The sequence below is a fragment of the Bartonella sp. CL266QHHD genome (assembly GCF_042195355.1).
GTDB lineage: Bacteria > Pseudomonadota > Alphaproteobacteria > Rhizobiales > Rhizobiaceae > Bartonella.
Genome location: NZ_JBHIOD010000035.1, coordinates 36,728 through 56,716 on the forward strand (window position 1 = coordinate 36,728; position 19,989 = coordinate 56,716).

General features: G+C 36.7%; 16 protein-coding genes and 1 other RNA gene. 13 read left to right on the forward strand and 4 right to left on the reverse strand.

Annotation, left to right across the window (positions count from 1 at the left end; all coding sequences use genetic code 11):
- Positions 1-264 precede the first annotated feature (264 nt).
- Entirely contained in the window at positions 265-804 is a 540-nt protein-coding gene (locus tag ACFIK7_RS03945) for a helix-turn-helix transcriptional regulator (RefSeq protein WP_273790797.1), read from the reverse strand.
- 360 nt (positions 805-1,164) lie between these two features.
- Between ACFIK7_RS03945 and ACFIK7_RS03950 the strand changes: the two genes are divergently transcribed.
- On the forward strand, positions 1,165-2,217 hold the full coding sequence (locus ACFIK7_RS03950) for a DUF475 domain-containing protein (RefSeq protein ID WP_375658186.1): 1,053 nt from the start codon (positions 1,165-1,167) through the stop codon (positions 2,215-2,217).
- 441 nt (positions 2,218-2,658) lie between these two features.
- On the opposite strand, the gene pncA is transcribed toward ACFIK7_RS03950, so the two are convergent.
- Both pncA and ACFIK7_RS03960 read right to left on the reverse strand, forming a co-directional pair.
- A complete protein-coding gene (gene pncA / locus ACFIK7_RS03955) occupies positions 2,659-3,267 on the reverse strand; it encodes a bifunctional nicotinamidase/pyrazinamidase (RefSeq protein ID WP_273790795.1) in 609 nt (202 codons plus the stop codon).
- Positions 3,268-3,313: 46 nt separating this feature from the next.
- Positions 3,314-3,850: a hypothetical protein gene (locus tag ACFIK7_RS03960; protein WP_273790794.1), complete on the reverse strand. Its 537-nt coding sequence runs from the start codon at positions 3,848-3,850 to the stop codon at positions 3,314-3,316.
- A gap of 161 nt (positions 3,851-4,011) precedes the next feature.
- Here ACFIK7_RS03960 and ettA point away from each other — a divergent pair, with 161 nt between their 5' ends.
- From ettA to ACFIK7_RS03980, 4 genes are all read left to right on the forward strand, one after another.
- Positions 4,012-5,661 (forward strand): energy-dependent translational throttle protein EttA, encoded by a 1,650-nt coding sequence (gene ettA / locus ACFIK7_RS03965; protein ID WP_273790793.1) that lies wholly within the window; start codon positions 4,012-4,014, stop codon positions 5,659-5,661.
- A 674-nt stretch (positions 5,662-6,335) separates the two neighbouring features.
- Complete coding sequence (locus ACFIK7_RS03970) at positions 6,336-7,274, forward strand: ArsR/SmtB family transcription factor (protein WP_375662967.1); 939 nt, start codon at positions 6,336-6,338, stop codon at positions 7,272-7,274.
- Positions 7,275-7,959: 685 nt separating this feature from the next.
- A complete protein-coding gene (locus tag ACFIK7_RS03975) occupies positions 7,960-8,181 on the forward strand; it encodes a hypothetical protein (protein ID WP_375662968.1) in 222 nt (73 codons plus the stop codon).
- A gap of 1,696 nt (positions 8,182-9,877) precedes the next feature.
- Complete coding sequence (locus ACFIK7_RS03980; protein WP_375637660.1) at positions 9,878-10,252, forward strand: hypothetical protein; 375 nt, start codon at positions 9,878-9,880, stop codon at positions 10,250-10,252.
- Between the two features lie 106 nt (positions 10,253-10,358).
- On the opposite strand, the gene ACFIK7_RS03985 is transcribed toward ACFIK7_RS03980, so the two are convergent.
- Positions 10,359-10,514 (reverse strand): hypothetical protein, encoded by a 156-nt coding sequence (locus ACFIK7_RS03985; protein ID WP_375660016.1) that lies wholly within the window; start codon positions 10,512-10,514, stop codon positions 10,359-10,361.
- Positions 10,515-11,614: 1,100 nt separating this feature from the next.
- Between ACFIK7_RS03985 and ACFIK7_RS03990 the strand changes: the two genes are divergently transcribed.
- The 8 genes from ACFIK7_RS03990 to mraY all read left to right on the forward strand — a co-directional run bounded on the left by ACFIK7_RS03990 (position 11,615) and on the right by mraY (position 19,987).
- Positions 11,615-12,124: a lytic transglycosylase domain-containing protein gene (locus ACFIK7_RS03990; protein ID WP_273790789.1), complete on the forward strand. Its 510-nt coding sequence runs from the start codon at positions 11,615-11,617 to the stop codon at positions 12,122-12,124.
- Positions 12,125-12,207: 83 nt separating this feature from the next.
- Positions 12,208-12,598, forward strand: an RNA gene (gene rnpB, locus ACFIK7_RS03995) — RNase P RNA component class A.
- Positions 12,599-12,860: 262 nt separating this feature from the next.
- Positions 12,861-13,859 carry a 16S rRNA (cytosine(1402)-N(4))-methyltransferase RsmH gene (rsmH, locus tag ACFIK7_RS04000; RefSeq protein WP_273790788.1) on the forward strand — a complete coding sequence of 333 codons (999 nt, stop codon included), beginning with the start codon at positions 12,861-12,863 and terminating at the stop codon, positions 13,857-13,859.
- Positions 13,856-14,260, forward strand: coding sequence for a hypothetical protein (locus ACFIK7_RS04005; protein WP_273790787.1), 405 nt, complete (start codon positions 13,856-13,858; stop codon positions 14,258-14,260). The genes rsmH and ACFIK7_RS04005 overlap by 4 nt, the downstream gene beginning before the upstream one ends.
- Entirely contained in the window at positions 14,260-16,002 is a 1,743-nt protein-coding gene (locus ACFIK7_RS04010) for a peptidoglycan D,D-transpeptidase FtsI family protein (protein WP_375662969.1), read from the forward strand. Before ACFIK7_RS04005 ends, ACFIK7_RS04010 begins: the two co-directional genes overlap by 1 nt.
- A gap of 23 nt (positions 16,003-16,025) precedes the next feature.
- A complete protein-coding gene (locus ACFIK7_RS04015; RefSeq protein ID WP_375631181.1) occupies positions 16,026-17,477 on the forward strand; it encodes a UDP-N-acetylmuramoyl-L-alanyl-D-glutamate--2,6-diaminopimelate ligase in 1,452 nt (483 codons plus the stop codon).
- A complete protein-coding gene (gene murF, locus ACFIK7_RS04020; RefSeq protein ID WP_375631180.1) occupies positions 17,474-18,895 on the forward strand; it encodes a UDP-N-acetylmuramoyl-tripeptide--D-alanyl-D-alanine ligase in 1,422 nt (473 codons plus the stop codon). The genes ACFIK7_RS04015 and murF overlap by 4 nt, the downstream gene beginning before the upstream one ends.
- Positions 18,896-18,916: 21 nt before the next feature.
- Positions 18,917-19,987 (forward strand): phospho-N-acetylmuramoyl-pentapeptide-transferase, encoded by a 1,071-nt coding sequence (gene mraY, locus ACFIK7_RS04025; RefSeq protein WP_273790783.1) that lies wholly within the window; start codon positions 18,917-18,919, stop codon positions 19,985-19,987.
- Positions 19,988-19,989: the final 2 nt, after the last annotated feature.

Consider the following 19,989-nt stretch of genomic DNA (forward strand, 5'->3'; position numbering starts at 1 on the left):
AAATAATTTCTATGAGAGCTATTATTCTTTTAACAAGAAAAAATTTCTTGTCAATAAGATATGAATGAGAATTTTATACTATAAAATTATTTTTTTAAGTTAAAGACACTATACTTTCACTTACAACGCAAATATTTTTATTGTCGTTACAGAAACAAAATTTATAAATTATACAAAATTTCACCAGCACGGATAAAGTAAAAACACTTTTCTCCATACTGGTAGAGTTTAATCATTTCTTGTTTTTTCTTTTGAAATAGACGTTTATTGATTAGCTATAACCTCTTTTTGGGATACGCTTCGAATGAGTAAATCAATGAATAAGCTAAGGGTGTAAGAATTGGCCATTTTAGCTTTCATATCGATAAGAGAGGTTGTAGTTTTAGGGTTAAAACTATTTGATAAACCTTGTCTTGACAAATATTGCTGCAATTTTTCATAAGAACTGTCGATTTTTTCTTGATTTAGTTTTTCGTTACGATCACTATCGGCAAGTGTTTCTTCCAGTCCCTCGATTTTTTTAATAAAATAATTCCAGTCAAAATCACCTTTTGTATATTCGGTGTCAAACATTTTTCCTTGTCCAGTTAAAAGCCAATTAATATTGACACCGTATAACGTGCGGTATGTTTGTAAGACACTAAGATTGGGTTCTCTCTCTCCACGCTCATAAAAAGCAATGGAATTTTTTGTCATGCTAAAACTTTTAGCTAAGGTTTCACGTGATGGATCGCCTAAAGCAAGACGTACATAACGTAAACGTTTTCCAAATATGGTTTTTGATTCAGTTTCAGGACGTGCCACGAATTATCTCCCTCGGTAAATCATCATGGTATAAATCATTAAATAATAAAAGCACACTATGTATTAATATTCTATGATATAATGTCAATATTATAGCTTTAATTTCTTTTTATTTTTTTATTTTCGTGGATAGAAAGCAATCTTTCACTTATTGTATTGACAATTGATATTCACTTCAAAACAAAATTCCTTGTTTGCTACATTTGTCTCTTGCTTTTTTTGAGAGAATTTTCATGTAACTTTACCATATATATTCTATACACCTCTGCATTAATAGATGCAACTTTAAAGAGATGCAAACTTTGGATTTGTACTGGGTGTGCTTTAGATGAAGTAGAAAATAAACTTTGAGGAATGATCATGGCCCTATTACGCTATTTTGGGTTTGCTTTTTTTTTCACGATTATTGGTGTCTTTTTAGGAGGGGTTATTGGTTGGTTTGAAACGGAAAGTATTACTGGTTTTCTTAAATATTTTTTTATTTGCGTTGTTTTAGGAATTTTGGAAATTTCTTTATCTTTTGATAATTCTATTATCAATGCGCGTGTTCTTAGTAGAATGAGTCCATTGTGGCGTCGTCGTTTTCTTATATGGGGCATTTTGATAGCTGTATTTGGGATGCGAATTGTTTTTCCATTATTGGTGGTTGTCGTTGCTGTTGGGATTAATCCAATTGCGGCAGTCAAATTAGCGATATGGGAACCACATCGATATGCTGAAGTTCTAACCGATGCGCATATGGGGATTGCTGCTTTTGGAGGAACTTTCCTTATGATGGTTGGCTTAAAATATTTTTTTGATTCTGAAAAAGAGGTGCATTGGCTTAATGTTATAGAGAGACCTGCTCAAAAGTTTGGGGCGCTTGTTGGAATTGATATTGCAATTGTTTTGATTTTGATCTTATTTGTTTCAGGTCAGATTGACGCAGAAAATAAAATAACTTTTTTATTGGCAGCCCTTTATGGACTTTTGACCTTTATCGGTGTTGAAGTTGTTGGTCATCTCTTGGATACTCCTCAAAAGACTTTAACAACAGTAGCTCACGGGGGAGTAGGGGCGTTTCTTTATTTAGAAGTTCTTGATGCTAGTTTTTCTTTCGATGGCGTGGTTGGTGCTTTTGCCTTTTCACATAACCTTTTTATTATTGCGATAGGTCTTGGTATTGGTGCATTTTACGTTCGTTCTATGACAATTATGTTGGTTGAATCGGGAACATTATTGCATTATCGTTATTTAGAGCATGGTGCTTTTTATGCAATTCTAGTTCTTGCAGTGATTATGTATCTGCAAACGATTATATCGGTTCCTGAAGTTTTAACAGGACTTGTGGGAATCTGTATTATTGGAATGGCATTATATTCTTCGATTCGTTTTAAGAATCGTCAATTGTATAAACATGTTGTGTCTAAGTAATGGAGATTTTCACGCTTTTGTTGATCGCATATCTTTGAGTAAAAAGAGGTCTTTCATGCAAAATAAAATACTATTTTATTGCTTATTTGCGTTTTTTTAAAGTTGAGTTCATTGCATGATACTACCCATGAAGGGAATAATGTACAATCTCTAGGATACTTTTTGACCTAAATATAAGACAGAAAGTTGATGTTATACTTTTTATCAGCTTTCAATATTATGACAAGCTCTTGCATTTAATGGGGCATAAGAAGCATTCTTACTGTTTTTTTGAATGATTTATTCATACATTGATTCTCTTTGTAACGTGTAAGAGAATGTTTTTGAAACAGGTTTGAAATGAGAGAATTTACGATATTCTGGACTCTTACTTAAATATGTGTAAAATAATTTATCCTTTATAAATCAGTGTATTATAATGGTAGATTAGAGAAGGATATTTTAAGAGACCATTAAAAGTTCTATACCAGCTTCGTTCATCGTTTTAAGCATAGTGTTTAGTGATCCGTTTACATCAATACCAGCACAGGCATTTAATGAAACACTGACTTTAAAACCGCATTGCATAGCGTGAAGAGCAGAAAATCCGACACAAAAATCAGTTGCTAAGCCACACATAATGAGCTTAGTAAAACCATGTTCTTTGAGATAAACTTGTAAACCTGTTGGTGTTTTTTGATCATTTTCAAGAAAAGCAGAATAGCTATCCATTTTTTGATTATAGCCTTTTCTAAGGATAAGTTGTGCCTTTTCTACTCTAAGAGATGGATGGAATTCTGCTCCTTGTGTTCCTCGTATGCAATGATCAGGCCAAAGTATTTGAGGACCATAGTCAAGAATGACTGTATCATAGGGCTTTTTTTCAGGATAGCAGGAAGCAAAGCTGCAATGGTTTTTGGGATGCCAGTCTTGGGTTAAGATAACGTGGTCAAAATGATTTATGAGATTATTGACGGCGGGTAAAATAGCATCACCTTGTGGTACGGCAAGTGCTCCACCTAGTAAGAAGTCATTTTGAACATCAATGACGATTAAGGCTTTTTTTTCCATAAATATATTCCTATACGAGATGAGCTTTTATCGTATTTTTAAAAAGCTATATGTCGTCTTGAAGTTTTGAAATGATGTGCTGGATATTGATATTATTTTTATAATTATCAAGCCAAAAGAGGGGGATGGATAAGTTTTTACAATTGGTTTTATAATTTTTTACGAATTGTAACCACGTACCAATGGGAAGTGCACTGTATTCATTTGTTGCTACGTGTTGATGCAAAGCTTTCATGATCATTGGGCTTGGGACGTCAGATCCCATAAGGCGGCGGTCGTTTTGTAAACGTAATTTAAGCCATATCAAGGCAAGGGGTGAAGTCCATTGCTTTCCGTAGCAAAAAATCGATGAAAAAAGAGAAGGATTTTTTACTGCGTAATATAAAGCCCATAAAGCGAGAAAAGAAGGCGCATAGAGAATTGCTTTTCTTTGTGGTACCATATTACATTGATAAGTTGGTTTAATACGATAAAAATACAATGTTATATCTGGTATGGAAAAGAGAGGTAATGTTTGATAACAGGTTTCAGGTACAGCTAAAAAGATTTGCTTTTTGCTTTTTAGGGAGATGTTTTTTTGCATTCAGGACCATACTGGGGCTTGTGAGATTAGAAAAAATGTACCAATATAAAGCGAAAAGCTTTTGATACGATGTAAGTGCTATTTACTGTACAGTTTCAAAAAGCAAAAGCAGTTTTTTCAAAATCCTAATCTTTAATATCGCACAATATAAAGAGAAATTTATGGCACGTCAATTTATCTATCATATGGCTGGGCTTAACAAGTCTTACGGCAATAAAAAAGTTCTAGAAAATATTCATTTGTCTTTTTATCCAGATGCAAAGATCGGTATTTTAGGGCCAAATGGTGCGGGGAAGTCAACTATTTTACGTATTATGGCTGGGCTAGATAAGGAATATACGGGAGAAGCATGGATTTCTGAAGGAGCACGCTGTGGTTATCTACCACAAGAACCTTTGCTTGATGCGAGCAAAGATGTGCGTGGCAATGTAATGGAAGGTGTTGCAGATAAACAGGAAATTCTTGAGCGTTATAACGAATTGATGATGAATTATAGCGAGGAAACGGCTGATGAAAGTGCACAGCTTCAGGACATTATTGACAGTCAGAATCTTTGGGATTTAGAAAGTCAAGTGGAAATGGCTATGGCTGCTCTTGGTTGTCCGCCAGCCGATGGGGATGTAACAAAACTTTCGGGTGGTGAGAAGCGGCGTGTTGCACTTTGTAAATTGCTTTTGTCAAAACCTGATTTATTACTTTTGGATGAACCGACAAACCATTTAGATGCTGAAACGACGGCTTGGCTTGAGAGGCATCTACGTGAATATCCAGGGGCTGTGCTTTTGATAACCCATGATCGTTATTTTCTCGACAATGTAACGGGTTGGATTTTAGAGTTAGATCGCGGTAGAGGTATTCCTTATGAGGGGAACTATTCTGCTTATTTGGGGGCTAAAGCCAAGCGTTTGGCTCAAGAAGGCCGTGAAGAGGCAGCGCGTCAACGTGCTTTATCACGTGAGCAAGAATGGATCGCTTCTAGTCCAAAGGGGCGACAAGCAAAGTCAAAAGCTCGGATTAAGGCTTATGATGAGTTGGTTCAAGCAGCACGTGAGCGCCGTCCTGGAGAGGCACAAATTATTATTCCTATTGGAGAAAGATTAGGACAGGTTGTTATTGAGGTTGATAATCTCTCTAAAGCTTATGGTGAACGTGTATTGATTGATTCTCTTTCTTTTAAACTTCCTGCTGGTGGCATTGTCGGCGTTATTGGGGCCAATGGTATGGGAAAGTCGACCTTGTTTAAAATGTTGACGGGACAGGAACAGCCCGATTCAGGTCAAATACGTATTGGTGAAACAGTTCACATGAGTTATGTGGATCAGAGTCGCGATTCTTTGGTGGGGGATAAAACTGTTTGGGAGGAAATTTCTGGTGGAAATGACATTATTAAATTAGGTAAATATGAGATGAATAGCCGCGCTTATTGCGGGGCTTTTAATTTCAAGGGGGCAGATCAGCAGCAGAAGGTGGCAAATTTATCAGGAGGGCAGCGCAATCGCGTACATTTGGCGAAACTTCTAAAAGAGGGGGGGAATGTGCTTCTTCTTGATGAACCGACAAATGATCTTGATACTGAAACATTAGGTGCATTGGAAGATGCATTGGAAAATTTTGCTGGTTGTGCAGTTATCATATCGCATGATCGTATGTTTCTTGATCGATTGGCAACACATATTTTAGCCTTTGAAGGTGATGGTCATGTAGAATGGTTTGAAGGTAATTTTGCTGAATATGAGGCTGATAAAGTTCGTCGTCTTGGGGCGGAATCTCTTAATCCTAAGCATGCAAATTATAAACCTCTTACACGCTAGAAATTTTTTTCTTATCTCAACTTTGTTGGAATAATAGTGTACTTTATTGCGTTTGTTATTTCATAAATAAAGTGTGTATACTCTGTGTAAGTTTTTATTCATTAAACAAAGAGTAAGAGACACTTTATGAAATTATGACCTAAATAGGGTTATTCTACTCATGATATATAACCGGTTATTGCTTGTAAAATTGAAATGAAAAGGAGGGGATGAAGAGTATAGTACTATTTCTACAAATGCTCTGGTCATTGAGCATTATTATCTTTACTTAATAAAAATGCAAGCTGGCACTATCATGTTATTTATTTTTTCTCAATGGTATGCAGTTCTTGTTTTGAGGTGGGTATAAAAGATATTTTTATCCATATGTCCCCTCCGTTTATGAGCTGTAAGAGAATGATTTGGATTGATTTATCATGAATAGATTTGAAATGAGAAAAATTTACGGTATTCCGGTTTTTTATTCAAGTTAACAATGAATGAATTATTATTATAAATCAATGCATTCTCATTATAACGAGCTGCAGGGAGATAAGATCTGTTCGTTTTTTACATTAGCCTATTTTTTTCATAGTATGATAAAATAGAGAGAACAAAATAGATGAGAATATGCGTTGTATGCTTGACTTTTTTTCCTATAAACAAATGTTTATAGGAATGTTTAGGGGATAATTATGCAAAAAAGTGCAAGTTTAGATGCAATGATTGTGCTGCTGAAAGCGGTCGCAGAAGTAAGCCATTTACGTGTTCTTACGCTCTTGCGTCATGAAGATTTAACAATTCCTGATTTTATTTTTATTCTTGATCAGTCGCAAGCGTGTATATCACGATATTTACGTTTCTTGTACGAAGCTCGATTGATTGAGCGTTATCAGAAGGGAGATAGCCTTTATTTTAAGCTTTGTCATGATTTTTGGGGTAAAGACATTGTGATGGGTGTTCTTTCGGCTTTGCCAAAGCATGATGTGTTGTTAGCGCATGATTTAGAACGTTTGAAGGATGTCAAAAAGCAGCGTCAAAAAACGAGGAAGAAGCATTTCTTACAAAATGTGTTGCAATGGGATGTATTACGGTCATCCTATATGGCAGATCATGGTGTGGAAAACGCTTTACTTGAAATCATTGGCGATAAACCATTTCAGACGATGCTGAATATTGGAAGAGGTGGAGGCTCTATCTTAAAATTGTTTTCTAATCTTTATACGCATGCGGTTGAAGTCGTGCTTGATAGCAATGTTTTGCACTTGTCTGTTGGAGATACAACTTTTGATTTAGTTATTCTTCATTGGGTTTTACATTTTCTTGAAAATCCTGAAATATTTCTTCATGAAATATCAAGAGTTTTGCGTCCTCATGGCCGTTTATTGATTGTGGATTTTGGTTATCATGAAATTGAGCCTTCATATTCCGATCAAGCGCATATGCGTCTTGGATTTTCGGCTTTACAAATAGAACAATGGCTTAAAAATGCGGGACTTGTTCTAGAACAAACGGTTTGTCTTACTCCTATACAAAATGAAAACAGTGAGGAGGGTATGGTTACGCTTTGGCTTGCTCGTGATCCGCGTTTATTGGTTGACGATATCAAAGATAAACAAGTAGATTTTGCATAAATCGCGTTTGTTAACGTGCTTTATTCTCTGATTTTTCTCAAGGAATAGCGTAGAGATAAAACTTTATTCAATCATTGATAAGCTATTGTTTTTTACATTTGTATTATGTTTTTATATGGGAGTATTGGTGTTTTATAGCGGCGTGTAGGCTGTATAATGAAAGCACCTTCTATAGAGTTAAGCCTATGAGGATCATTATTTAAGGTGTTCTTGATATCATATTTATGTTATTAGCCAATATATTGATTTTAAAAGATCATTGATTTTTTTAGACTCAATGAGAGGTTTGAATACAGGAATATTTTTTCATTTCAAATTTCCTGTTTCAGAATCCAAAAGAGTCTGTTTGTCTGTTACAAAAGAAGGTATTTATCTTAATGATAACGTTTGTAAAAAAAATACATCTTTGCGGCTGCAATATGATATTGTGCCGCACAATATAATATAGTGATGGCTCATACCTTCATAAATGTCAAAGGTGGTGTGCCCAATAGATCTTAAAATATTTCTTTAAAACAGGTTCTTAGATAAGAAATGCCTTGGAACTTTTAGTGAGGAGTGCAAAAAGATGCTCTAAAAAGACGAAAAAGTAAAAAGGTGAGGCAATGCATGATTTTCATTATTTAAAATACAGCGTTATGAGCGTGTTTGAAAGTCGTAAAGGCAAATGAAAGGGATGGTAAAGATGGCAATAGTTTTATCTTTGGGCTTTTATGTTTCTTCCAAAATGAATGATGGCTTTTTTAAGATTTCTCAACCAGACGTAAATATTTTTACTCTAATTGGGCATATAAAAGCTGGGATTTTTCACATGGCTCTTATTTTCTCTAATCTTTATTTCAAACATATTGCTATGTTTAGAGCAGGTGTTGATTTACAAGTAATAGAAAAAGTAAAAGCTTGGTAGATGACGCCATAAAATTACTCATAAATTGGTAATGGATTGGAGTGATATTCTGAATTTTAAAAACATTTTGTACAACAACGGTTATAATAACGCATCTGGCTTTACGTTTATTTCTTCCTATAAGCATTCATATATGGTGTTCATCTATGTGTTTTGCATTATATTCATAAAAATAAGATCGGCGATGATCTATGGATAGTCCGTGGCTGAAAGTAGGAAAGAAAAGCGTGATATTACACTAAAGTTTCGTATCTCTTTATCATGAGAAGTTATGAAGGTTATTAAATAAGTCCATTGTTCTTGCCAAACGTATTTTCTTTCTTTTTATGTTTGCCGCTCATCTTATGACGCAGTCCGTGGGTATAGCGTAAAATTGATAGGGCACCATCGTCTTTAGTTTAAATAAAAGTTGTAAGCCGGCATTATCGTTTTATGTTTTTTATCCATACGCTTCTTCTTGTTTGTGATGTGCGATAGTATGGCTATTCATTGATTCAATAGATGAAGATTGAAAATAAGGGAACCTTACGTTCTTGAGATCTCTCATGTAAATTGTAAATGATGAGTTATGATTGTAAATCAATGAATTGTTTACGTTAGAAGAACAGACTATACAATTTTTTATCACAGAAACTACTGTGTGTATTATTTTACGGGATCATTTAAATGATAGAGATTAAGAGAAAATGTCTGCATTGATTTCGGTTTGTTATGTTAAAATGCGTTAGGGACTGTTGGTTATTGTAAAATGATTTATCGTTATTTGGAATGACGATGGGGCGTGATTCGAAACAAATACCTTCAGAGTTCTCATTTTTTCATAAGATTAAGCAGTTTAAATTCTTCATTGATTGTTACATGAGGGATGTAACAATATTTTAATGATCATTTACAGAAATTTTTTATAAAAATAGATAAGATTTTATTTCTCTAATTTATTGTTTTATATGAATAATTCATAGATTTCTTGCAAGAAGATGTTTTTCATTTTTTACGGTTATTTGTGTAAGATTTTAAAAATCTACGTTTTTCTTTTTGTGGTGATTGCTGTTGGAAAAATGATTCTACTTTTACGTAGTTTGATTTTTATAGGGTGGATACGTAGAAATTACTGTTTTTTTAAATTATGATCATCAGAGTTATGAAAGAAACTATTTAAAAGTTATAATGATCGTAGATTCTAATTGGTGCTTCTAGAAATAAAATTGCTTCAAATTGGGTCATTTTGAACTTTTTTTGCCTAAATTTAAACATTTTTAAATAATTTATAATTCTTTTATGTTTTTTTGCGTAGAAGATGATAAGAATTTCTTGTTGTTTAAAAAATTTTATTCCATAGCAAGAATATTGCATCGGCTATCTTAGTGGTTGATGTAAGAGGACAATCGGGGAACCTCCTCCCCCCCCCCCGCGTGGATCCCCTAGATTGTCTGGCCTGACTGAGGATTTCCTCAGTCAGGCTTTTTGTAATTATTTTAGGAAATGTAAAGTGTTATTAGGGGGGGAAGTGTAAGATCTGTTATTGTTTCGCCTATAGTACCTAAATATATAGAGGGGCGGGTCTTATTGGGCGGAGAGTGTTAGCGTATTCATTTTTAATAATTTGATTTTTCTTTATTGAGGCATTGTTGAATGCTATAAGGGGAATCATAAAAGGAATCTATGTTTGTATTCTGTGATCTTTAGGTAAGAGATAATGGGATCTTTTTCGCATCGTATTATTTTTATTTTATTCGTATTTTTTATTTTTGGCGCTGTCTTTTTTGCTTCTCAAAGTAGTGTTGTTTATCAGTTTTTTTCCGGTCGTTCTTCTTCTTCTCAGAACCTTGATGTAACAGAGGAGGAGTTGTTAGAGAGATTGTCCGTGTCTTTTCCAGATATTATCAAGCATCTTTCTAAGATGGACCCTCAACAGCAAGAGTTGTTTATTGCGCAGCTGCGTCGTGATGTAATTGCGCTTGCTGCTAAAAGTGGTCAGAGTCGTGAGCAGGCTCAAAAATCTGGTGAAACTGTTGCTATGGCTCTCTCAAAAGCGATTTCTCGTCCTTCCATTGCTAATGCTTATTTTTAGCTATTTTGTAATTGCGCTTTTGGGTTTTAAAGGAGAAAGAGCTTTTCGTGAAGTTTTGAAAAGTGCGAGGAGATAATCAATTTGTAAGATAATTAACAAATTTATCTTACTCAAAAGGTATGCAGTCGGAGTATAACGGTAATGTTGCAATCGTTACAGGAGAGATAGAAAATCTATCAAGGGTATTGGTCAAGTTAATTGCATTATCAATCGCTACAGTGACAAAAGCAGTATTGACTATCATAAAATACGTTAATCGCATTTTATATGCCAGTTATTTTTTTATTTGATATGAGAAAATAAAATTTTTTTAAAGGATTTAAGCTTTCTTTGTTCTACGGGTTTTAGGATATTTGTCCACTTGTATGATTTCTGAAAATGAGGTGCAAGGCTGATAAGGTGATAGTCTGTGACAAAGAAAAAATATTTGAATGAAGATGAGAGGTCTATTTTTATTTAAAAAGGCTTTGGGGGTATTGAGTTTTCTAACATTTTTCAAAAAAACAGACACAAGTAATTGTTAAGCTTTATTGTAGAGACAAAGACGGATATAACTTTTTTAGTATATTGTTTTATAATGATAAATTATCATTTTATCTTGAATAAGAATCTTAAGAATTGTAAAATTTTCTCATTTTAAATTTATTCATGGTGAAAAAATCAAAATTAGTTTCTAGTACACTACCAGTGGGAGGACTGTGTGGATAATAGCTCTTTTAAAAAGGAATTAAAAAGCTTCTTTGAGACATCTTGAGAGCTAAAAGTCTGTTGCAATATTTTGAATTGGTAAAGAGTATGATGGTTTTAGTATATTTATGAATTTTTTATGTGCGATAATGGGGGGATTTGTTTTGTGATTTGTTGAGGTTTTATCGGATATAAAGAGTGCTGTGGGGGGGGGTATTAACCAGAGAGAAGCGTTGATAGCGGTTTATATTTTTATGAAACTTTCTTGATATTGAGCATCTTCGGTAAAAAGATGCTCTTGTCTCTCTTACTTTGTGGGATTGATCCCAATAAAAAAATTAATAATTTTATGTAAAAAATGTTACATCTAGTTAAGATGCGATTTTTTTAATATAAAAATTAAGTGATACAATAGCGATAGCAGCAATTTATAGATTATATCATTTTATTTAATACGCTATAAGCTTAACCATAGTTTCTTTATTTTTTTATTTTATGATATAGAGAAATCTATGATTTGTGAATAAAGAGATATTCTTTTGTTACATGATTTTATCTTGAAATTGTCTTACTCTTTCCTTTTTCAAGCCGTTCTTTTGCTTTCTTTTTTTGTATAATACGTTTGCAAATTACTTGCGGCTAGAATTTGAGAATGTTTGAGTGAAGAGAAAGAAAATGCAATTTTTGAAAATCTTGTTAAATACAGCGTGTGCTGTATTTTTTGTATTTGACATAAGTTGGACTCATAGTGTCTTAAATGTTGCGGAATCAGGAGAAGCCTCAGTGATTGTTGCTCCTAAGATTCCTGATCGCCCTTATGAGTTTCTTATTCAGAAACTTGCGAATAAATATAATGTTCCCGTTAATTTAGCACATGCTGTTGTAAAAGTTGAAAGTAATTATAAGGCAGGTATAAAGGGGGCTGCTGGCGAAATAGGTTTAATGCAAATTAAACCCTCTACGGCACGAGGGTTGGGCTTTAGTGGTTCTGTACAGGATTTGTACGATCCTGCGACCAATCTTGAATATGGTATGCGTTATTTGGCACGGGCGTATAAACTCAGTGGTGGAAGTACGTGTGGTACAATCCTTAAATATAACGCAGGTCATGCTGCAAAAAAAATGAATTCCATTTCGGCGAAATATTGCGCAAAAGTGAAAACTTATCTGGCTTCATTAAAATAAAAACATCTGTCGAGAGAGGTTTGTCATAAAATATTTTAAGATGCTATTTTCATTGAGCAGAAAATGTTTTATAAATTAATGCGTCAGTCGGCTGGGCAGCCGCGCTTGTCTGATGCTGAAATATGGCAGGTGAGGAAAGTCCGGGCTCCATGGAAAGACGGTGCCGGGTAACACCCGGCGGGGGTGACCCTAGGGAAAGTGCCACAGAAAGTAAACCGCCTATTTTTATAGGTAAGGGTGAAAGGGTGGAGTAAGAGCCCACCGCGCATTCAGTAATGAATGTGGCAAGGTAAACCCCACCGGGAGCAAGACCAAATAGAAATGACGTGCAAAATTTAATTTGCAGCCGATTTCCGGGCGAGTCATTCGGGTAGGTTGCACGAGGCGGATGGTAACATCCGTCCCAGATGAATGGTTGCCATGTAAAGTGTAAGCTTTACTCTACAGAACCCGGCTTATAGGCCGACTGATATTTCATGATGATACGCGATATTTTATAAGATCGATTATATATGATCTTTTATGGAGTCTATGTGTTTGAAATGGACACTTGAGCAAAGTGTTTTAAAAAATTATAACATTTCTTTAAGTATAATGCGTTAGGATCTGTTTTGGGATAACTTTAGTTTTTTCGTTCATTGTGATTAATATGAAAGTTGAAGGCTAGGTTATTCTAAGATCAGTTGCCATGAGAGAGCTGTTGATTTGAGACAGCATAACTTCAAGACGGATTATTTTGATAAATCAGGATCAAAGAGCTGAACGCCATATTCCAGTGTTGTTGCAGCCAGTTTTGACTGGGCTTATGCCATTGGTTGGAGCAAAAGTAATTGATGGTACCTTTGGTGCTGGTGGTTACACGCGCGCTTTGTTAAAGGCAGGGGCACAGGTGATCGCTCTTGATCGTGATCCTCATGCTATCAGTGCAGGACAATCGCTTGTTGAAGAATTTTTTCCACGTCTTCGTTTGGTCCATATGGCATTTTCACAGCTCGATCGTGTCGTTGAAGAGAAGGTGGATGCAGTTATTTTGGATATTGGTGTCTCTTCAATGCAGCTGGATGAAGCAGAAAGAGGTTTTTCTTTTCAAAAAGATGGTCCATTGGACATGCGAATGGCTCAGACTGGTTTTACAGCCAGCGATGTTGTCAATCATTTAAAAGCAAGGGATTTGGCACGTATTTTTAAGATATTAGGAGAAGAGCGTTATGCGGGGCGAATTGCACGGATGATTGAAAAGCGTCGTGTTGTACAGCCTTTTTTGCGTACAGGTGATTTGGCGTATGCTATCGAAGCGTTGATAGGACGTAAACCGGGAGATCGTATTCATCCAGCAACACGTGTATTTCAGGCTCTTCGTATCTATGTTAATGATGAAATTGGTGAATTGGCATGTGGTTTATTTGCTGCTGAACGCGTTTTAAAAGCTGGAGGCCGTTTGGGGGTTGTCAGTTTTCATTCTCTTGAAGATCGTATGGTCAAAAGATTTTTTTCGGCTCGTTCTGGAGAATGTATGAGATCACGCTATCTGCCTGAAATGAAGGCTGCTCCAGCAACATTTTTTCCTTTGTTTAAAGGTGGGATCACGGCAACTAAAGAGGAGTTACAGAAAAATCCTCGTTCACGTTCTGCGAGGTTGCGTATTGGTGTACGGACTGAAGCAGAGGCTCTTGCAGCAGATATGAAATTATTTGGTTTAGCAGAGATTGCCAGTTTTGAAGGCAGCAAAAAATGACAGTTTTTCGTACATTTGATATGATTTTAGTGTTGATTATGATTTGTATGGCAGGACTTACTTATAAGGTAAAATATGATGTTCAAAAACGAATGAACGAAGTTCTTCATCTTGAGCATGAAATTGCTGCAGCAAAAAATACGGTAAGTTTGCTTCATGCTGAGTGGGCTGTGATGATAAGGCCTTCACGCATGCAAAAACTTGCGAAACGTTATCAGAAAGAACTTGGGTTAGAGGTTATACAGCCGCGTCAAATCGTGGAGTTTAAAGACATTCCGGTACAGGTACATGATCAAATTGAAGAAGTGATTAAACAAAATATCTTGGAAGATAATCAGGATATTTTGACAAATAATCGAGCTTCTCAGATCAATAGTGTTGTCCAAAAAGGCGCGCAGTAATGAAATCGACTTTTTTATTCTCACAGAAGAAAAAGCGCTTAAAGAATTCGTTGAATAATCATAATGTTTCTGTTCGTCGTCCCTATTCTAGTCGTCCACGTTTGCTTTTTTCGTTGTTCTGCTTTTTAATTTTATATGGAATCATGGGGGCTTGCCTTATTTCTTATGGGTTGGAAGGTGGACAGATTGAAGAAGCAAAGGGGCCAGGAATGCTTCAATTGATGGCACGGCCTGATATCGTTGATCGTAATGGTCGTTTATTGGCAACAGATATTAAAACTTATTCACTTTTTGCTGAGCCACGGCGTATTATTGATGTGGATGAAACAATTGAATTGCTCTCAACAGTTTTGCCTGATCTTAATTGGCAGGAAACCTATAAGCGCTTAAAAAGAAAATCTGGTTTTTCTTGGATACAGCGTGGGTTAACACCAATGCAGAAGACGCAAATTATGGCTCTTGGTATACCAGGAATTGGTTTTCGGACTGAAATTCGTCGTTTTTATCCTGATGGACCTGTAACTTCCCATATTCTCGGTATGGTGAATGTTGATAATCAGGGCATTGCAGGTATGGAAAAATACATTGATGATGCGGGGCTGAGTGCTTTGCGTGCCGCTGGTCTTGCCATGGAAGAATCATTAAAACAAGTTCAGCTTTCGATTGATGTGCGTGTTCAGTCAATTGTTCATGATGAACTTATTCAGGCTATGAAGCGTTATAAGGCAATTGCTGCAGGAGCTGTTATTTTAAATATACATACGGGGGAAGTTTTGGCTTTGGCATCACTACCAGACTTTGATCCTGGAAATCCTGTTGAAGCTTTAAAAAGTGATCGTCTCAATCGGATGACGGCAGGAGCTTTTGAAATGGGATCGATCATTAAAAGTTTTACGACCGCTATGGCTCTTGATTCCGATATTTTTCATTTAAACAGTATTATTGATGCTTCAAAGCCAATAAAAGCAAGTAGTGGCTATACTATTCATGATTTTCATGGAAAAAATCGACCCTTAACGTTATGGGAGGTTTTTATTTATTCTTCTAATATTGGTTCTGCTAAAGAGGCGTTGGCGATAGGGATTGATAAACATCGTGGTTTTTTGCAAAAACTTGGATTACTGGATCGTCTCACAACAGAGTTGCCTGAAGTTGCCCACCCTATTGTGCCACATCATTGGAAGGATATACATTCTATGACGATTTCTTTTGGGCATGGTATGGCAACAACACCCTTGCAAACAGCTGTCGGGGCTGCTGCTTTAATGAATGGTGGTTGGTTAATTGCTCCGACATTTTTAAAACGGCCAAAAGAACAAACTTTGCACCATGCAAAACGGGTTTTGCAGGCTAAAACAAGTCAAAATATGCGTTACCTTTATAAATTAAATAGTGATATTGGTTCTGGACGTAATGCAAAAGTTGAAGGCTATCGTGTAGGTGGTAAGACAGGAACAGCTGAAAAAGTTGAAAATGGAAAATATTCTAAAACAAAAAATTTTAATAGTTTTCTTGCTGCTTTTCCTATTGAGGATCCTGCTTATGTTGTTTTAACAATTATTGATGAACCAAAGCCTGCTGAGGGACAGCGTTCAGCAACAGCGGGGATGAATGCTGGACCAATGCTTGCTAATATTGTTCGTCGCACAGCTAGTTTTCTTGGTGTAAAACCCGATTTTAAAAAAGAATATGAGCCTCTTTTAAGTAAAAAGAGCAATTCAAGTTTCGTTAAACAACGGTAAAATGAATATAAAGGTGCGTTATCATGTTGTTGGGAACAGTTTTTACAGAATGCGTTGAAGATGAAAGTCTTTCTTCAATAGAAATAACAGGAATAAGTGCGGATTCTCGACAAGTTTTGCCAGGCTATGTTTTTGTTGCTGTTCAAGGAAAAAAAAGTGATGGAAGACACTATATAGATGATGCGATAAAGCGTGGTGCACGAGCAATCGTTACAGATTGTCATGCTGTTCTTGAGGATTTATCTGTTCCCATTTTACGTGTTTCTAATGTTCGTCATAGTTTAGCGTTGGCAGCTGCACGTTTTTACGGTTCTCAGCCTGAAACGGTCGTTGCTGTGACTGGTACAAGTGGTAAAACATCTGTTGTCTCTTTTCTTCGGCAAATTTGGACTTATGTTGGATTTTGTGCTGCGAGTATAGGAACGGTTGGTGTTGTTTCTCCTAAACGGAATGTTTATGGTTCTCTCACAACACCTGATCCGGTCGTCTTGCACCGTCTTCTTTATGAAATTTCTCATGAAGGTGTGACACATGCAGCTCTTGAAGCTTCTTCGCATGGGCTTGATCAAGGGCGACTTGATGGAGTCCGTTTAACGGCTGGTGCCTTCACCAATTTAGGGCGAGATCACATGGATTATCACACGGGGGTAGAGGATTATTTGCGGGCTAAAATGAGGTTGTTTGATACACTTTTGCCTGTATCTGCTCCTGCTTTGATTTTTGCTGATGATGTCTATTCACAAAAGGTTATTGATGTTGTCACACAAGCGCGTCGCCGTGTTTTGACAATTGGTCGTAAGGGGCAATTTATCACGATTAATCGTGTCGAACATCAACGCTCAAAACAGTGTATTGAGTGTCGTGTGGAAAACAATATTTATACATTTGTTTTGCCTTTAGCTGGAGATTTTCAGGTAGCTAATGCGCTTATGGCAGCGGGGTTAGCAATTGCAACGGGTGCTTCACCTCGTAAGGTTTTTTCTGCGCTTGAAACTTTGCAGGGGGCACCTGGGCGATTAGAGTTTGTGGGAAAGACAGAAAATAATGCACTTGTTTATATTGATTATGCCCATAAACCAGAAGCTTTGGAGCAGGTTTTGCTTTCTGTTCGTCCCTTTACGCAAGGGCGCTTGATCGTTGTTTTTGGTTGTGGAGGAGATCGTGATCAAGGAAAAAGACCTTTGATGGGAAAAATTGCGGCGGATAAAGCGGACATTGTTATTGTAACGGATGATAATCCTCGCACAGAAATGCCAGAAAAAATACGCAAGGATATTTTACAGGCGGTGCCAACAGCAATAGAGATAGCAGATCGTGGTGAGGCTATTTCTTACGCGGTGGAGCTTTTGAAAGTTGGTGACACATTAATCATTGCTGGAAAAGGTCATGAGGATGGCCAAATTATAGGGCAGACAACTTATCCTTTTTCAGATCGTCTGAAAGCGATAGAAGCTTTAGAGGACCGAAAGAAATGACAGCTTTATGGGATAAGCAAGCACTTGTTGCTGCAATTAATGGTGTTGTAATGGGAAGCATGCCAGAAACTTTTTCTGGGGTTTCCATTGATAGCCGTACTCTTGCGGAAGGGGATGTTTTTTTCTGCATTAAGGGGCATCATCTTGATGGTCATGATTTTGCTGCGCAAGCTTATGAACGAGGTGCAGGCGTTCTTATCGTTGCGGAACACCGTTTGAGGGATATGAAAAAGATATCGGCTCCACTCATTGTCGTTCCTGATGTTTTGCAAGCCTTAGAACAACTTGCACAAGCTGCACGCAAACGTTCAAGAGCTAAGATTATCGCGGTAACAGGATCAGTGGGAAAAACAACGACAAAAGAAGCTTTGAAACAAGCTCTTGCAACTGCTGGGAATGTTCATGCGAATCTCGCTTCTTTAAACAATTGCTGGGGGGTTCCACTCACTTTAGCGCGGATGCCTATGGAGAGTGATTATGGTATCTTTGAAATTGGTATGAATCATAGAGATGAAATTCGCCCTCTGGTCAAACTGGTTTGTCCGCATGTTGCTCTCATTACGCATATTTGTGCAGGACATATGGGTTTTTTCAAAGATCTTGAAGAAATAGCAAAGGCAAAAGCTGAAATTTTTGAAGGATTAGATGAAAAAGGAATTGCCATTTTAAATGCGGATAGTGATTTTTTTTCTTATCTCGTTCAAAAAGCAAAGAAATGCGGTGTAAAGAAGATCTTAAGCTTTGGTGAGACTAAAGATGCTGATTATCAAGCGCGAGGTATACGTCTTCTAACTGATAGTACTTCTATGATTGTGCGTATTGGGGGGCGGGATAGGGAGGTTCAAATTGGTGCTCCAGGACGCCATATTGTGCAAAATAGTTTAGGGGTTATTGCTGCTTGTGATGCTATGGGGGTTGAGTTAGAGCCTGTTTTTCTTTCTTTTCGCCATTTTTCTTCTCAAAAGGGGCGAGGTGTTCGTTATCAATTGTCTTTATCAAATGGGGGTGAATTTTATCTCATTGATGAAAGCTATAATGCAAATCCTGCTTCTATGCGTGCTGCACTTGAGCTTCTTGCTACAGGACCTGTAGGGAAAGAGGGGCGGCGAATTGCTATTTTAGGGGATATGCTAGAATTAGGGGAGTATAGTGAAAAGCTTCATCGTGATTTAATAAAACCAATACGTCTTTCCGGTGCTAATCCGGTTTTTCTATTTGGTGAGGCGATGAAATCTTTAGTCAGTGATTTGTCTACTGGTGTTAAGGTTCATTATGCTGAAAATATTGAGAAAATTTTACCGCTTCTTTTAGCAGAAATTTCTTCTGGGGATCTGCTTATGGTTAAATCATCCAATAGCCTTTGTTCATCAAATATTGTGACTGCATTGCTTGATCGCTATAAAGCGGTTTCTTCATAGTTTTAAGAGGTTTTTTGTACAATGATGCTGTTTTTTTCTTCGTTTAGTGATTGGCTTCCAGGTGTGAATGTATTTCGTTATATTACTTTTCGCACGATAGCGGCTATGCTTACTTCGGGACTTATCGTCTTTTTGTTTGGACCTAGCATCATTGCTTCTCTTAAATTGCGGCAGGGTAAGGGACAACCGATTCGTGCTGATGGTCCTCAAACACATTTTAAAAAGGCTGGAACACCTACAATGGGTGGATTGATGATTTTAACCGGCATTGTGGTATCGGCATTTTTGTGGTGTAATTTATCGAATATTTACTTTTGGGTATCGCTATTAGTTATGCTTTCTTTTGGGGCAATTGGATTTTATGACGATTATCTTAAGGTCACAAAACAAACAGACAAAGGATTTTCTGGGAAAGCACGGTTAAGCTTAGAGTTTTGTGTTGCCGCAATTGCGGCTTTTGTTATTCTGAAAATTGGCTCATCTGGATTCGCTTTGCCTTTTTTAAAAGATTATCTTATCAATTTGGGCTGGTTTTTTATTCCTTTTTCTGCGTTTGTCATTGTCGCGACGGGTAATGCGGTTAATTTAACGGATGGACTCGATGGGCTTGCTATTGTTCCTGTGATGGTTGCAGCTTTATCTTTTGCTCTGATTGCTTATCTTTCTGGTAATATGAATTTTGCTGATTATCTCCAAATCCATTATGTATCGGGTACAGGTGAATTGGCTGTTTTATTGGGAGCTGTTGTTGGGGCAGGGCTTGGTTTTTTATGGTTTAATGCACCACCTGCAGCTATTTTTATGGGAGATACTGGTTCATTGGCTCTTGGAGGACTCTTAGGGACTGTTGCGGTTGCTACGAAACACGAAATTGTTTTGGTTCTTATTGGTGGGCTTTTTGTTGTGGAAGCTTTTTCGGTCGTTATTCAGGTTGGTTATTTCAAATTAACAAGAAAACGCGTGTTTCTTATGGCACCAATACATCACCATTTTGAGAAAAAAGGCTGGACTGAAAGCCAAGTCGTGATACGCTTTTGGATTATTTCGATTGTTCTCGCTCTCATAGGTCTTTCAACACTTAAATTGCGGTGAGA

Excerpts from the sequence above, each read along its gene's own strand:
- ACFIK7_RS03950 (WP_375658186.1), top strand. The coding sequence starts at position 1,165 with ATGGCCCTATTACGCTATTTTGGGTTTGCTTTTTTTTTCACGATTATT.
- pncA (WP_273790795.1), bottom strand. The coding sequence starts at position 3,267 with ATGGAAAAAAAAGCCTTAATCGTCATTGATGTTCAAAATGACTTCTTA.
- ACFIK7_RS03960 (WP_273790794.1), bottom strand. The coding sequence starts at position 3,850 with ATGCAAAAAAACATCTCCCTAAAAAGCAAAAAGCAAATCTTTTTAGCT.
- ettA (WP_273790793.1), top strand. The coding sequence starts at position 4,012 with ATGGCACGTCAATTTATCTATCATATGGCTGGGCTTAACAAGTCTTAC.
- ACFIK7_RS03970 (WP_375662967.1), top strand. The coding sequence starts at position 6,336 with ATGCAAAAAAGTGCAAGTTTAGATGCAATGATTGTGCTGCTGAAAGCG.
- ACFIK7_RS03975 (WP_375662968.1), top strand. The coding sequence starts at position 7,960 with ATGGCAATAGTTTTATCTTTGGGCTTTTATGTTTCTTCCAAAATGAAT.
- ACFIK7_RS03980 (WP_375637660.1), top strand. The coding sequence starts at position 9,878 with ATGGGATCTTTTTCGCATCGTATTATTTTTATTTTATTCGTATTTTTT.
- ACFIK7_RS03985 (WP_375660016.1), bottom strand. The coding sequence starts at position 10,514 with ATGCGATTAACGTATTTTATGATAGTCAATACTGCTTTTGTCACTGTA.
- ACFIK7_RS03990 (WP_273790789.1), top strand. The coding sequence starts at position 11,615 with ATGCAATTTTTGAAAATCTTGTTAAATACAGCGTGTGCTGTATTTTTT.
- ACFIK7_RS04005 (WP_273790787.1), top strand. The coding sequence starts at position 13,856 with ATGACAGTTTTTCGTACATTTGATATGATTTTAGTGTTGATTATGATT.
- ACFIK7_RS04010 (WP_375662969.1), top strand. The coding sequence starts at position 14,260 with ATGAAATCGACTTTTTTATTCTCACAGAAGAAAAAGCGCTTAAAGAAT.
- ACFIK7_RS04015 (WP_375631181.1), top strand. The coding sequence starts at position 16,026 with ATGTTGTTGGGAACAGTTTTTACAGAATGCGTTGAAGATGAAAGTCTT.
- murF (WP_375631180.1), top strand. The coding sequence starts at position 17,474 with ATGACAGCTTTATGGGATAAGCAAGCACTTGTTGCTGCAATTAATGGT.
- mraY (WP_273790783.1), top strand. The coding sequence starts at position 18,917 with ATGATGCTGTTTTTTTCTTCGTTTAGTGATTGGCTTCCAGGTGTGAAT.